General features: G+C 56.3%; 15 protein-coding genes and 1 tRNA gene. 2 read left to right on the plus strand and 14 right to left on the minus strand.

Features of this window, described 5'->3' with window-relative positions; genetic code table 11:
* Window positions 1–320: 320 nt before the first annotated feature.
* From CU041_RS15805 to cysE, 13 genes are all read right to left on the minus strand, one after another.
* Window positions 321–397: transfer RNA gene (locus CU041_RS15805), tRNA-Met, on the minus strand.
* A 242-nt stretch (window positions 398–639) separates the two neighbouring features.
* Entirely contained in the window at window positions 640–1,785 is a 1,146-nt protein-coding gene (mnmA, locus tag CU041_RS15810) for a tRNA 2-thiouridine(34) synthase MnmA (protein ID WP_101247648.1), read from the minus strand.
* A 117-nt stretch (window positions 1,786–1,902) separates the two neighbouring features.
* Entirely contained in the window at window positions 1,903–2,607 is a 705-nt protein-coding gene (gene tenA, locus CU041_RS15815) for a thiaminase II (RefSeq protein ID WP_101247787.1), read from the minus strand.
* Window positions 2,608–2,757: 150 nt separating this feature from the next.
* Window positions 2,758–2,955: a Fe-S cluster assembly protein IscX gene (iscX, locus tag CU041_RS15820; protein WP_068518522.1), complete on the minus strand. Its 198-nt coding sequence runs from the start codon at window positions 2,953–2,955 to the stop codon at window positions 2,758–2,760.
* A gap of 56 nt (window positions 2,956–3,011) precedes the next feature.
* Entirely contained in the window at window positions 3,012–3,347 is a 336-nt protein-coding gene (locus tag CU041_RS15825; RefSeq protein WP_101247649.1) for a ferredoxin family 2Fe-2S iron-sulfur cluster binding protein, read from the minus strand.
* A 144-nt stretch (window positions 3,348–3,491) separates the two neighbouring features.
* Window positions 3,492–5,390: a Fe-S protein assembly chaperone HscA gene (hscA, locus tag CU041_RS15830; RefSeq protein ID WP_101247650.1), complete on the minus strand. Its 1,899-nt coding sequence runs from the start codon at window positions 5,388–5,390 to the stop codon at window positions 3,492–3,494.
* Window positions 5,391–5,421: 31 nt separating this feature from the next.
* The gene (gene hscB / locus CU041_RS15835; protein ID WP_101247651.1) at window positions 5,422–6,042 is read right to left on the minus strand and encodes a Fe-S protein assembly co-chaperone HscB; all 621 of its coding nucleotides are present in this window, start codon (window positions 6,040–6,042) and stop codon (window positions 5,422–5,424) included.
* A 143-nt stretch (window positions 6,043–6,185) separates the two neighbouring features.
* The gene (locus CU041_RS15840) at window positions 6,186–6,527 is read right to left on the minus strand and encodes a HesB/IscA family protein (RefSeq protein WP_068518526.1); all 342 of its coding nucleotides are present in this window, start codon (window positions 6,525–6,527) and stop codon (window positions 6,186–6,188) included.
* A 44-nt stretch (window positions 6,528–6,571) separates the two neighbouring features.
* The gene (iscU, locus tag CU041_RS15845) at window positions 6,572–6,970 is read right to left on the minus strand and encodes a Fe-S cluster assembly scaffold IscU (protein WP_068518527.1); all 399 of its coding nucleotides are present in this window, start codon (window positions 6,968–6,970) and stop codon (window positions 6,572–6,574) included.
* A 60-nt stretch (window positions 6,971–7,030) separates the two neighbouring features.
* On the minus strand, window positions 7,031–8,254 hold the full coding sequence (locus CU041_RS15850; RefSeq protein WP_068518528.1) for an IscS subfamily cysteine desulfurase: 1,224 nt from the start codon (window positions 8,252–8,254) through the stop codon (window positions 7,031–7,033).
* Between the two features lie 28 nt (window positions 8,255–8,282).
* The gene (locus CU041_RS15855; protein ID WP_101247652.1) at window positions 8,283–9,410 is read right to left on the minus strand and encodes a cysteine desulfurase family protein; all 1,128 of its coding nucleotides are present in this window, start codon (window positions 9,408–9,410) and stop codon (window positions 8,283–8,285) included.
* A gap of 49 nt (window positions 9,411–9,459) precedes the next feature.
* Window positions 9,460–9,942: an Rrf2 family transcriptional regulator gene (locus CU041_RS15860; protein ID WP_068518530.1), complete on the minus strand. Its 483-nt coding sequence runs from the start codon at window positions 9,940–9,942 to the stop codon at window positions 9,460–9,462.
* Window positions 9,943–10,030: 88 nt separating this feature from the next.
* Window positions 10,031–10,768, minus strand: coding sequence for a serine O-acetyltransferase (cysE, locus tag CU041_RS15865; protein WP_101247653.1), 738 nt, complete (start codon window positions 10,766–10,768; stop codon window positions 10,031–10,033).
* A 245-nt stretch (window positions 10,769–11,013) separates the two neighbouring features.
* On the opposite strand from cysE, the gene CU041_RS15870 reads away from it, so the two are divergent.
* Complete coding sequence (locus CU041_RS15870; RefSeq protein WP_068518531.1) at window positions 11,014–11,652, plus strand: alpha/beta hydrolase; 639 nt, start codon at window positions 11,014–11,016, stop codon at window positions 11,650–11,652.
* 45 nt (window positions 11,653–11,697) lie between these two features.
* Here the strand turns inward: CU041_RS15870 and CU041_RS15875 are convergent, their stop codons facing one another.
* Window positions 11,698–12,822 carry an anhydro-N-acetylmuramic acid kinase gene (locus CU041_RS15875; protein WP_101247654.1) on the minus strand — a complete coding sequence of 375 codons (1,125 nt, stop codon included), beginning with the start codon at window positions 12,820–12,822 and terminating at the stop codon, window positions 11,698–11,700.
* A gap of 185 nt (window positions 12,823–13,007) precedes the next feature.
* Between CU041_RS15875 and tyrS the strand changes: the two genes are divergently transcribed.
* Window positions 13,008–14,261, plus strand: a complete 1,254-nt coding sequence (gene tyrS, locus CU041_RS15880; protein WP_068518533.1) for a tyrosine--tRNA ligase — start codon at window positions 13,008–13,010, stop codon at window positions 14,259–14,261.
* Window positions 14,262–14,336 lie beyond the last annotated feature (75 nt).

Raw genomic sequence — 14,336 nt, forward strand, 5'->3', positions numbered from 1 at the left:
CATCCGCGCTCAAGCCTTGCTTTGAGTATACGGATGTCTCCAGAAAATGGAGACAGATACAGAAAATGGGGACAGATTTATTTTAGCGACACAACATTAAATCACCGCACAGACAAAAGGTCGGAGGGAATTGTAAAAATCAGCCTTTGGGCTGCTTTTTATCCTTGGGCTTTCGCCCTGCGGACCGTTGCGCGGTTTGCGCAACGTCTCTCGAAAGCTGCCTGCGTCGCTTTCTCGCGAACCCGCGGGGGTTAAGTCCTCTCCCCGCGTTAGCCACATAACAGAAAAGCCCGATCCATCGGATCGGGCTTTTCTGTTATTGGTAGCGGAGGAGGGACTTGAACCCCCGACACGCGGATTATGATTCCGCTGCTCTAACCAGCTGAGCTACTCCGCCACAAGTATTTTGTGGTGTTCCGTATCGTTCGGAACGAGGCGGTTTTTAAGTCAGGGAGCCGTCCCCGTCAAGCGCCTTTTTGACGTTTTTGTCAAAAAAGATTTCACCTCAATCAACAGATGAAGTTTATCTGCCCTAGCCCGCCTTTCCGTACGAAAAGGCAGGCATTGGTAGCGCTGGAACGACTTGAACCCCCGACACGCGGATTATGATTCCGCTGCTCGCCCTGTGGCCATGCCGCCTTATGCCGCTGTCGCGGTATTGCTGATCAGCTCCTCGCGGGTGATCCAGCCGCCACCAAGGACGCGTTCGCCCTGATAGAACACACCGGCCTGCCCCGGGGCGATGCCGAACTGGGCATCATGGAGTTCGATGCGGGCCTCGCCGCGGGCTTCGGGGAAGACGGTTGCCGTGGTCGGCTGCATGGCCGAGCGCAGTTTGACTTCGACCTCGACCCCGTTTTCATCGATCTGGTCGCCATCAAGCCAGTTGAGCTCTTTGACATAGACCATTTTCTTGGCAAGGGCGGCCTTGGGGCCAACCACGACCTGACGTTTTTCCGGGACCAGCTTGACGACATAAAGCGGCTCTGCCGTGCCCCCGATATTAAGGCCGCGACGCTGCCCGACCGTGTAATGGATCAGGCCGCGGTGATCACCCATGACATTGCCATCAAGGTCAACGATCTGGCCCGGCTCACCGGCTTCGGGACGGAGGCGTTCGACCAGACGGGCATATTTGCCATCGGGCACAAAGCAGATGTCCTGGCTGTCGGGCTTGTCGGCGACCTCAAGACCAAACTTGGCGGCAAGGGCACGGGTTTCGGCCTTGCTCATCAGATGACCAAGCGGGAAGCGCAGGAAATCGAGCTGTTCCTGGGTGGTGGTGAACAGGAAATAGCTTTGATCGCGGTTCGGATCAGCCGCACGGTGAAGCTGCGCGCGCCCATCGGCACCGAGTTTACGCTGCACATAATGGCCCGTCGCCATGCAATCCGCGCCAAGGTCATAGGACGTTTCAAGCAGGTCACGGAATTTGACGGTCTGATTGCATTTCACGCACGGGATCGGGGTTTCGCCGCGCATATAGCTGTCGGCAAAATCATCGATCACTTCTTCGCGGAAGCGTGATTCGTAATCGAGCACGTAATAGGGAATGTCGATATCCTCGGCCACTTTGCGCGCATCGTAAATATCGCGCCCGGCACAGCAGGATTTCGCACGGGTCGGTGCATTGGCACCCATATCATAAAGCTGAAGCGTGATGCCGACCACGTCATAGCCTTCCGATTTCAGAAGGGCCGCAACCGCGGAGCTGTCCACACCACCCGACATGGCCACAACCACGCGCGTGTCTTCAGGGGCCTTATCAAAGCCAAGAGAGTTCATTTTTCCCACCCATCTGCGGGTCAAGGCCGCAGCGACAAGAAGTTAATCCAAAAAGGCAACGGGCGGCATTTCCGCCACCCGCACGCAATATTTCGAGCTTATATAAGCGATGTTCGCCTATTTTGCCAGATCAAGTCCCATCTGCCAGAAATCGGCTTCAAGGCGGCTAGCCATGGCAAAGGTATCGACCAGACCATCAATGCGATCATGACCGCCGCGCTTGGCGACGGTATGTTCCAGCAAATCGATTTCAGCCTTGGCCACGTCCTGGAATTCGGCGGACGCATACATTTCAATCCATGCCCGGTACGGATTGCCGTCCAGCCTTGTATCAGAACTTGCCATCAGGCGGTTTGCGATTTCGGCATAGCCAACCATACAGGGCATCAGGGCAACCTGAAGATCAACCACATCGCCCTGCACACCGCGATCCAGCACATAGCGGGTATAGGTCACGCACGCGCGTGCTTCGGGTTCGGCAATGATATCGGCCTCGGACAGGCTCCAGCCTTTGCAGAATTCAAGATGCAGGCTCATTTCCATATCAAGGATCGCATGCACGGTGCCCGAAAACTGGCGCATGGCGGTCAAATCTTCGGCCTTGTAGACCGCAAGCGCATAGGCGCGCGAAAACTGGATCAGAAACAGGTAATCCTGGATCAGATAATGCTTGAAGGCCGCTTCGGGCAATGTGCCGGCACCAAGCTGTTTGACGAAGTCATGGCAGACATAGCTTTCCCAGGCGTCGGTTGCGCGCGCACGCAATTTGCCAAACAGGCTGTCGTCCGGAATGATATCGGTAAAGGTGGCGGTCTGGCTCATGGATGTTTCGTCCCGTTTTGCGGTATCAGCCATCATGGCGGTGATGGCGGTCATTCAAACAAAAACAGACCAGCCCGCGCAAAGCAGGCTGGTCTGATATTTCGTGGTCAGGGTGCAGGCCGAAAGGCGCACGTCTCAACCCTTTCGAAATCAGTCTTCGCGTTCGTCGATCCAGGCCATCTGGATGGCTTCGAGAATCTTTTCGTTCGATTTCTCGGGATCGTCTTCGAAACCTTCAAGCTCGCAGACCCATTTATGCAGGTCGGTAAAGCGAAGGTTGAGGTTATCCTTGTCAGGATGGGCTTCCTCAAGCTCGATCGCGATGTCCTGAATATCTGTCCAACGCATATCCGTCTCCTTTGGTGCCCGGGGCGCAAAACACACCGGTCAAAAGAAGGTCAAACTTACTTGTCGACCATCATGTTGCGGGTCGCAGCCGGCAGCTTGACGCGCAGGCCGTCGAGTTCGTCGCTCATGATGATCTGGCAGCCAAGACGCGACGTCTCGGTCAGGCCGAAAGCAAGATCAAGCATGTCTTCTTCGTCTTCGGACGGCTCGTCAAGTTTGTCGAACCATTCTTCGTCCAGAACAACGTGGCAGGTCGAGCAAGCCAGCGAACCTTCGCATGCACCTTCAAGGTCAATGCCGTTCTTATGGGCAGCTTCCAGAACGGACAGGCCGTCGGCAACTTCGAATTCCTTTTCGGTGCCATCGGTCTCAACAAAAACGATCTTAGGCATCTGTGCCTTTCTCCTCGGTAATACTTTTCGTTCGATCTCTGTTTGCTGCGCTGCTTGTCACAACGCAATTGTCCGGCCCTGACCTTGGCGGTTGTTCGGGACAATCGCCGTACTTGACCGGTTTGTCAATTCCACCGGTGCCGATTAATTCACTTCATCGACATTTTGACCGGCAAGCGCCTGTCTGATCCGGCTATCCATTCGGGTTTCGGCAAAGGGTCGCGACGCATTTTCAAGGGCCTCGGCGGCCTCGTTAATCGCATCGCGATCATCGCCGGCCATCGCCGTCTCAAGGGCGGTGATGGCGTTGTTGATACTGGTTTCGTCCTCGGCACTCAGAAGCGCACGGTCGGCTGCCATGGCCGCCCGGACCGCAAGGATATTGCGCCGTGCCTCGACCCGTGCTTCGGTCAGGACGCGCATTTCCATATCTTCGCGGGCATGGACCATACTGTCGCGCAGCATGTTGGCCATATCGGTTTCATTGATGCCATAGGTCGGCTTAACCGCGACTTCCTGTTCGGTGCCGGTGGTTTCTTCGCGTGCCGAAACCGTCAAAAGACCATCGGCATCAACATTGAACTGCACACGGATCCGCGCGGCACCGGCCGCCATTGACGGAATGCCGGTCAAAACGAACCGGGCCAGTGACCTGCACTGATCGACCATTTCGCGTTCGCCCTGCACCACATGGATCATCATGGCGGACTGGCCATCCTGATAGGTGGTGAATTCCTGGGCCTTGGCGACCGGGATCGGGGTGTTGCGGTCGATGACCTTTTCAACAATCCCGCCCATGGTTTCAAGACCAAGCGACAGCGGCGTGACATCAAGAAGAAGGTTGTCAGAGCCCCCCGTCAGCGCCTCGGCCTGAAGGGCGGCGCCAAGGGCCACGACCTCGTCCGGGTCAATATCAGACAGCGGTTCCTGTTCAAACAGATCGGCCACCGCCTTGCGCACCGCAGGCACACGGGTTGACCCGCCGACCAGCACCACGCCCTTGACGTCTTCGGGCAGGATATCGGCATCATCAAGTACCTGTTCGGTGATCGCGATGGTACGCGATACCAGCTTGGCGATCATTGCTTCGAACGCGGTGCGGGTTACGGTATGGCTGGTCACCGATCCGTTCAGATCGACAGAGACCTCGACCGCATCCTGATCGGTCAGGCCCTCCTTGACCTTGCGTGCGGTTTTCAACAGCCGTTTGGCATCCGACGCATCAAGGGAGTCGGCTGCACCGCCGTCCTTGCGCTCAGCCAGAAGATGTTCGGCAATGGCGTGATCGAAATCATCGCCACCAAGGGCGGCGTCACCGCCGGTCGCCTTGACCTGGAAAACGCCCTTTTGCATTTTCAGAAGCGAGATATCAAACGTCCCGCCGCCAAGATCGTAAACGGCGTAAAGCCCCTCTGCCCCGTTATCAAGGCCATAGGCAAGGGCGGCTGCGGTCGGTTCATTGACCAGACGCAGAACTTCGATCCCGGCAAGCTTCGCCGCATCCTTGGTCGCGGTACGTGCCCCGTCATCGAAATAGGCCGGAACCGTGATCACCGCCTTTTCGACCGGCTTATCAAGACCTTCTTCGGCGCGTGCGCGCAGGGCACGCAGAATATCGGCCGACACTTCAACCGGGGTCAGAACCCGCCCGCCGACATTGAGGCGCACCATCATCGGTTCACCCGCACCATCGTCGCTGCCTTCGGGGACTTCGACGTCATAGGGCAGCGTACCGGCAACGGATTTGACATCCTCAAGCCCGCGCCCCATCAGGCGCTTGACCGAGGACACCACACGATTGGCATCGGTATTGATATGTTCGCGGGCGTCTTCGCCAACCACCGGTGCGTCATCGCCATAATAGACAACAGACGGCACAATCGCATTGCCACCGGATTTGTCGCGCAGGACTTCGGGCTTTTCGCCGCGTGAAATCGCAACGACCGAGTTGGTGGTACCCAGATCGATACCAACAGCGATCTGGCGCTCGTCCTCGTGGGGGAGCGGCGTTTCGCCCGGTTCGTGGATTTTAAGCAGAGCCATGAATTCTATCCGTATCGGTTATTTGAAATGATCAGGCAGCGGCAAGGCGCGATTTCTTCGCGCGCGCTTCCTCGGTCATTTTCATCAGGTATCTCAGGCGGGTGGTCAGTTTTTTGGCAACGTCATATGACTGTTGATCGAGTGCCTGGCCAAGGTCCTTTTCACAGGCGCGCGCCTGTTTGCGGGTATCCTTGATCATTGCATCGATGGTGATCCTGTCATCGGCATCATCAAGTGCCTCGCGCATTTCCATCGCTTCCATCAGAAGTTCCGGATCATTGACAGTATGGCCTTCGCCGCCTTCGGGTTCGATCCCGGCCAGACGCAACATGTAATGGGCGCGCGACACCGGGTTTTTAAGGGTCTCGAAAGCCTCGTTCAGGCTGGCAGCCTGCTGGGATGACAGAGCCTGCTCGCGACCGGATTTCGATGCAAAACGGTCGGGATGCAATTGCTGCTGCTGTTTGAGGTAGGTTGCCTCCATCGCGTCGATATCAACGTCAAAGGACCGTTCCAGACCGAACCGTTTGAAATGGTCGAGCTGACCCGGGGCCTGAATGGCGTTGCAGGTATCACAAAACAGTGCGCTGACTTCGACCGGCCCCTTGCAGGACCAGCAAGCTTTGTGTGCCGGATGTTCTGTATTGCTCACGCGATGCACTTCCGAGGATTAAAACAATAACAAATCAGTCAAAAGGCAGCCGGGACGATGGATCAGGCCGCCCTTTTCAGCCGATGGCCCCGGCGATGAAACCGGGGCCATGACCAAACAGAAAGCAGGGAAAGCCCGGCCGATCAGACGTGGAAGGATTCCCCGCACCCGCAACGACCTTTTTCGTTGGGGTTACGGAAGACGAAACCTTCTTCCATCTTGTTGACCTCGTAATCCATCTCCGTGCCGAGCACGAACATGATGGCTTTCGGGTCGATCAGGATTTTCACGCCGTCTTCCAGCTCGACAACTTCTTCGAAGCCGCTGGCATCGTCAGCATATTCAAGCGTGTAAGACAGGCCCGAACACCCTTTGCTGCGCACACCAAGCCGAATGCCATGCGACGGTTTGCCGCGGCTATCAAGCAACGCCTTGATGTGATCAAGGGCAACTGGCGTGACAGAAATCGGTGACGGTAAAGCCATGGTATTCTCCCAAATTCCGGAAAACGTGGCGGTTGGGACGCTGCTTATTCAGCAGCGTCAGCCGCACCGTTTTTGGATTTGTAGTCGCTGATGGCTGCCTTGATGGCATCTTCAGCGAGGATCGAGCAGTGAACCTTGACCGGCGGAAGCGCCAGTTCTTCGGCAATCTGCGAGTTTTTGATCGAACCGGCTTCATCAAGCGACTTGCCCTTGACCCATTCGGTGATCAGCGAGCTCGACGCAATCGCCGAACCGCAACCAAAGGTCTTGAACTTTGCGTCTTCGATGATGCCTTCCGGGGTGACCTTGATCTGCAGCTTCATGACGTCGCCGCAAGCCGGTGCACCAACAAGGCCGGTACCAACAGACAGTTCGTTCTTGTCCATGGAACCAACGTTGCGCGGGTTTTCGTAATGGTCGATCAGCTTTTCACTATAAGCCATGATTTCTCTCCAATCTTCTTGTGGTCTCTCGCGAGACAATGACGTTTATTCAGGCGCTTCTTAGTGCTCAGCCCATTCGATCGACTTGAGGTCGATACCTTCCTGGGCCATTTCCCAAAGCGGGCTCATCTCGCGGAGACGCTCGACCGCAGTGCAGATCGCATCGACAGCGGTATCGAGTTCTTCCTTGGTGGTGTAACGGCCGATGCCGATACGAAGCGAGGTATGTGCAAGTTCTTCGTCAACGCCAAGCGCACGCAGAACATAGGACGGCTCAAGCGATGCAGAGGTACATGCCGAACCCGACGAAACCGCAATGTTCTTGATGTCCATCAGAAGGCTTTCGCCTTCGACATAGGCAAAGGAAACATTGAGGTTGCCACAAACGCGTTCTTTTTCGTCGCCATTCAGATAAATGTCGGCAAGACGATCACGGAAACGCTGCAAGGTGTAATCACGCAGTTCAGCGATACGGGCGTTTTCTTCGGCCATTTCGTTGGACAGAATGTCACATGCCTTGCCAAGACCCACGATCAGCGGGGTCGGAAGCGTACCCGAACGCATGCCGCGTTCCTGACCACCACCGGTGATCTGGGCGATAACGCGAACGCGCGGACGACGGCGGACGAACAGCGCGCCGATGCCTTTAGGACCATAGATCTTGTGACCGGAAATCGACATCAGATCGATATTCATGTCTTCGACATCAAGATCGATCTTGCCAACGGCCTGTGCGCAATCGGTGTGGAAGAACACTTTGCGTTCACGGCAGATGGTACCGATTTCTTTCAGCGGCTGAATGACACCGATTTCGTTGTTCACGCCCATGACGGAAACAAGTGCGGTTTCATCGGTGATCGCAGCCTTGAGTTCTTCAAGGTCGATCAGGCCGTTTTCCTTAACGCCAAGATAGGTCACTTTGTAACCTTCCTGCTCAAGGTGACGGGCACTGTCGAGCACGCATTTATGCTCGGTCACGACCGTGATCAGGTGCGGCTTTTTCTTGCCATAGAACTTCATCACACCTTTGAGTGCGAGGTTGTTCGATTCAGTCGCACCAGAGGTAAAGATGATTTCCTTGGCCGATGCGCCAATGATCTTGGCAACCTGGGCACGGGCGACTTCAACGGCATCTTCGGCTTCCCAGCCAAAGCTGTGGTTGCGGGAATGCGGGTTACCGAACTTCTCGGTGAAATACGGCAGCATCGCTTCGACGACACGCGGGTCGGTCGGCGTCGTGGCCTGGTAGTCCAGATAGATCGGCTTTGCTTTAAGCTCGTTCATATTTAAGGCTTCCTCACTCACTCTCTTGTCAGGCAGCGTGACGCGCTTTCTTACGCGCTGCATTGCCCCTCATCCGGCTCCAAACACGGATAAATGTATCAATATCTTCGTCGGTGGTTTCCAGTCCCAGACTGACCCTGATGGCCGATCCGGCATCGGAAACCCCCATTTCCTTAAGCACGTGGCTTTCACGTACCTTGCCTGACGAGCAGGCTGATCCCGAACTGATGGCAACACCTGCCAGATCCAGCGCCATAACCTGGGTTTCCCCCGGCATTCCCGGCAAGATCAGGCAACTTGTATTCACCAGTCGCTCCGTTCCCTTACCAGCGATCAGAAGCTCGGGTGCTTCTGATGCCAATTCCGTTTCAAGGCGGTCGCGCAAGACCGCAACATTCGCCATGTTCGCCAACTGGGCCCCTGCCCGTTCGGCCGCGGCGCCAAAGCCCGCAATGCCCAGAACGTTTTCGGTGCCGCCACGGCGGTATTTTTCCTGTCCACCGCCCCGGATCTGCGGCACCAGCATTACGCCGGGCGCGATCGCCAAAGCGCCAATTCCTTTGGGTCCGCCGATCTTATGGGCCGAAACCGACACCATATCAACCAGCAAGCGCCCCATATCCACCGGCAGACGGCCCAATGCCTGAATGGCATCACAATGGACCTTTGCCCCGTATTCACGCGCCAGCAGCGCCACTTTGGCCACCGGCTGGATCACGCCGGTTTCATTATTGGCCAGCATGACCGAAACCAGAACCTTCTGCCCGGCAGCCGATGCTTCCTTCAGCATCGTTTCAAGCGCATCAAGGTCAACCACACCATTGCCATCAACCGGAATGCGTTTTGCATCCACGCGCCCCTCTATGACAGAGGGATGCTCGATGGCACTGGTAAAGACCGTTACGTCTTCAAGTCCGTTCAGCGCCAGGTTGTTGGCCTCGGTCCCGCCGCTGGTGAAAATGATCCGTTCGGAATCACCGCCCACCAGATCCGCGATGGTGCGCCGGGCATGATCGACGATCTTGCGCGCGGCACGTCCGCTGGCATGAACCGATGACGGATTACCTGCAACATCCATCGCAGCGATCATGGCCTGCCGTGCCTCGGGGCACAGCGGCGCGCTTGCGTTGTAGTCGAGATAAACCTGGTCGGCCATCAGTTTGTAATCATCCTTATTCGCATCTGCTCTCGATATAGAGGAGCATTTACTGTGCCGCAACCTGTGACGGCTCTTCTATTTGAGTTGTTTTGCCCGGGAAGACCCGAAGCGATCCGCTGACATTGCGATCCACAACATCTGCAAGGCTTACCGATGCAAGATAGAGATAAATCTGGTTGCCCAGTTCTTCCCACAATTCATGAGTCTGACAGCGGCCCTTGTTGGCCTTGCAGCCCTTGGGCGATCCGGACTTGCAACGGGTTGCGCGGATCGGCTCGTCAACAGCCAGAATGACATCGGCCACACGGGTTTCATCGGCCGTTCGGGCCAAAAGATAACCACCACCCGGGCCGCGCACGGAACGGACAAGTCCGCCTTTGCGCAATTTGCCAAACAGCTGTTCAAGATAGGACAGCGAAATTTCCTGACGGTCCGCAATATCTGCAAGTGCGACCGGTCGGTCCTTGCTGCTTTCAGCGAGATCGACCATCGCCATAACGGCATAGCGGCCTTTGGTACTCAGCTTCACGGTGCGTCCTCCTGCCTTGCTGCCTGGGTTCGGGTTTCCCCGGACCTGACAGCGGGCTTTTCATTCGACTTTGCGCGATAGGCGCCAATTATTCCGACGATGCGACGATGCGCGGTTTTTCCGGCGTCACATCACCACCCGATTTTCCCGCTGCGCCGGACTTTTCGGCTTCGAGTGCCGTTACCTGATTGCGCAGCGACTGTACCTCGCGGCCAAGCTCTTCAAGGGCGCGCGCCACCGGATCGGGCAGATCACCAAGCGGCGTACCATAGGCACAGAAACGATCATCGGCCTCGCGGCGAACGATCTTGGCGGGGATACCCACCACAGTTGCCCCTTCGGGCACTTCGGAAAGCACAACGGCATTGCCGCCGACACGGGCATTCTTGCGCACGGTGAACGGACCAAGGATCTGCGCCCCGGACCCGACAATCACACCATCTTCAAGTGTCGGATGGCGTTTCAGCCCGCGCTGGCCGTCGCTATTCACACTGGGCGATGTCCCGCCAAGGGTTACCCCCTGATACAGGGTTACGTCATCACCGATCTCGGCAGTTTCGCCAATCACGACACCCATGCCGTGATCAATGAAGAACCGCTTGCCGATGGTTGCACCCGGATGGATTTCAATCCCGGTCAGCCAGCGCATGATCTGCGAAAGAAAACGCGCCGTGATGCGGAAACCGCGCTGCCAAAGCCAGTGTGTGCCACGATATCCCATGATCGCATGAAACGCCGGATAACAGAGCGCGATCTCCCAGCGGGAGCGTGCCGCGGGGTCGCGGGCAATCATCGCGTCAATTTCCTGACGAATTATCTTGAACATGGGGCGGTCCACTGTGTAATTAGTACCTTCGATTCCCGGCAGCCACGCCTACGCCCGGCCTCGCGACACTCGCAAGATCGGGTTTTGTCGGCACCATCGGGTTAGCCGGAATATAGGATAACCGAGTAACTTGGTCAAGTATTTGCCCAAAGCAATTTATGCGCAAAGACGAAAAAACTTACAAAAAGACTCGGATATTTTTGTTACACACTTCATTCCATTCGTGGACAGGAGCAGTCTGATCCATGCCTGAGGTCATTTTTAACGGCCCCGAAGGTCGCCTTGAAGGTCGCTATCACCATAACGGCGCTGACGATTCGCCCATCGCACTTATCCTGCATCCGAACCCGCAGCAGGGTGGCACAATGAATAACAAATTGTGCTTTAACATGTTCAACATGTTCAAGGATCGCGGATATTCCGTCATGCGGTTCAACTTCCGCGGCGTCGGACGTTCGCAGGGCGTTTACGATCAGGGCATCGGTGAACTCTCGGATGCGGCATCTGCGCTTGACTGGATGCAGACCTATAATGCCAATGCGCGCGCAACCTGGGTTGCCGGCTATTCGTTCGGTTCGTGGATCGGCATGCAGCTTTTGATGCGCCGCCCGGAAATTGACGGCTTTATTTCGGTTGCAGCCCCGGCGAGTGAATATGACTTCACCTTCCTGGCCCCCTGCCCGTCATCGGGCATCCTGATCCACGGGTCACAGGACACCAACATTCCGGTTGCCTCGGTCAACAAGCTTGCCGACAAGCTCAATGCCCAGAAAGGCATCGAAGTCGACATGTGCACGATTGACGGTGCCGATCACTATTTTGCCAAACAGCAAGATGACGTGATCAAGCATTCGATCGCCTATCTCGACAAGCGCGGCGCATAACCGCCCGCCAGCATGTCTGACGATCTCGAAATCAAGGCCGCCTGATCAGGCGGCCTTTTTCGTTGGATAAAGCTTCCCGCCACAGCACGGCGTGGGCACCCCGGTCGTCCCCGGGAAACTGAGCGGCAAGCCGCGCAAATGACGCACGGCAAGATAGCCAAAGCATTCCGCCTCGACCGCATCGCCATCCCAGTCAAGGTCATCGACCGGACGCACCGGCACGCCAAGACGACTTGCAAGCGTTTCCATCACATATTGATTATGCCGTCCGCCCCCACAGACAAACCAGCTTTTGGGCGCGACTGGCAAATGGTTCACCCCCGCGACGATGGCGGCAACCGTGCAATTGGCAAGCGTTGCCGCACCGTCAGAAACATTCAGCCTTGCCTCGGCCACCAGACCGTCAATGCGCGCAGCCATGTCTTCGCGGTCCAGTGACTTTGGCGGCACACGGTCGAAATACGGGTCTTCAAGGAACTTGATTTCGACCATCGGGTCCGCCGTTCCGGACGCCGCCGTCGCGCCATTCAGATCAACCGGATTGCCGGTATGGCGCAACATCCAGTCATCAAGACGCGCATTGCCCGGCCCGCAATCAAATGCCAGAAGATCCGTCCCGTCTGCACCATCGCCAATCCACGTGACATTGGACACGCCACCGATATTAAGCACCGCCACCGGCGGTTCAACCCCGGCACTTTTCATCAGGGCGGCATGATAGATCGGGGCAAGGGGCGCGCCTTCACCCCCCGCGGCAACATCGGCCAGACGGAAATCGGCGACCACCGGAATGCCGGTTTTTTCCGCCAGCATATGCGGCGTTCCGATCTGACGGGTCAGCCCCGATGCCGGTTCATGAAACACGGTCTGCCCGTGAAAGCCGATAATCCCGATATCGCCGGCCAACATCCCGGCCTTGGCCAGCAACATGTTAACGGCATCAACATGAACCTGTGTCAAATCATCTGCCACGACATGTTCGGAATTGGTGGCACTGCGATTGCCGAAACATTCACGCATCCGTTCGCGCAGCTCCGGCGCATAGGGCACAAAAACAGACTGATCAAGACGACGCACATCAATGCCATCGGTTTCAATCAGAGCCGCATCGACACCATCAAGTGACGTGCCGCTCATCATTCCGATTGCCGTGATCCAGTCTTGCGTCATGTCGTGCTCCGCATGGTATTTCGGGTTGTTTGCGCAGGTTAACGCCAAATTCTGGTGAAATCGTTACCCGGATTGCAGATCTGCGCGCCGATGCGTTGCCCAGCGCATGTTTTCTGTGCTAGATCATCGCCTCCGCACTTTGGGCGGGTCGAATTTTCTATCACAACCAACATAGCGCAAAAACCATGACTGAACTGAAGTCTGATTTTCTCCGCGTCATGCATGACCGCGGTTACATCCACCAATGTACTGATCTTGAAGGCCTTGATGCCTATGCATCGGAAAATACGGTGGTGTGCTATGTGGGTTATGACTGCACCGCAGACAGCCTTCATGTCGGATCGCTTGTATCGATCATGATGCTGCGCTGGTTGCAGAAAACCGGTCACAAGCCGATCGTTCTCATGGGGGCCGGCACCACGCGCGTTGGCGATCCGACCGGCCGTGATGATGCGCGCCCGGTTCTGACCGACGAAGTTATCGCCACCAACATGGCGGGCATCAAGAAAGTCTTCCAGCAGTTCCTGACTTTTGGCGATGGCCCGACCGATGCGGTCATGGTCAACAATGCCGACTGGCTCGACAAACTGAACTATATCGAATTCCTGCGTGATTTCGGTCGCCATTTCTCGGTCAACCGGATGCTGAGCTTTGACTCGGTCAAGCTGCGTCTGGAACGTGAACAGTCGCTGAGCTTCCTTGAATTCAACTACATGATCCTTCAGGCCTATGACTTTGTCGAACTGAACCGCAACTATGGCTGCATGTTGCAGATGGGCGGATCGGATCAGTGGGGCAATATCGTCAATGGTGTTGAACTGGGTCGTCGCGTTGACGAGAAATCCCTGTTTGGTCTGACGACCCCGCTGATGACCACCGCATCGGGTGCCAAGATGGGCAAAACCGCGGCCGGTGCCGTGTGGCTGAACGAAGAACGCCTGTCGTCCTATGACTATTACCAGTTCTGGCGGAACACCGAAGATGCCGACGTCATCAAGTTCATGCGCCTGTTCACCGAGATGTCGCTTGAACAGATCGACGAATACGCAAAACTTGAAGGCTCGGAAATCAACGAAGCCAAGAAAGTTCTGGCATTCGAGGCCGTCAAACTTTGCCGCGGCGAAGAAGCAGCCCTTGCCGCTGCTGAAACCGCACGCAAAACCTTTGAAGAAGGTGTTCTGGCCGACGATCTTCCGACCGTGGAAGTCGCCAAGGCCGATCTTGATGCCGGTATCCCGGCCTTCGATCTGTTCCGTCGTGCCGATCTTGCCAAATCCGGTGGCGATGCACGCCGTCTGATCAAGGGCGGCGGTGCAAAGATCAATGACGAAAAAGTCAGCGACGAAAATGCCAACATCACCGCAGATGCAGTGAATGCCGACGGCGTGATCAAGGTGTCTGCTGGCAAGAAGCGCCATGTCCTGATCAAGCCGGTCTGATCACACATATCCGGTCAAAATCTAAAAAAGCCCCGTGCAATTTGCGCGGGGCTTTTTTCGTGTGTTAGCGCTAAC

The sequence above is a fragment of the Thalassospira povalilytica genome (assembly GCF_002844235.1).
GTDB lineage: Bacteria > Pseudomonadota > Alphaproteobacteria > Rhodospirillales > Thalassospiraceae > Thalassospira > Thalassospira povalilytica.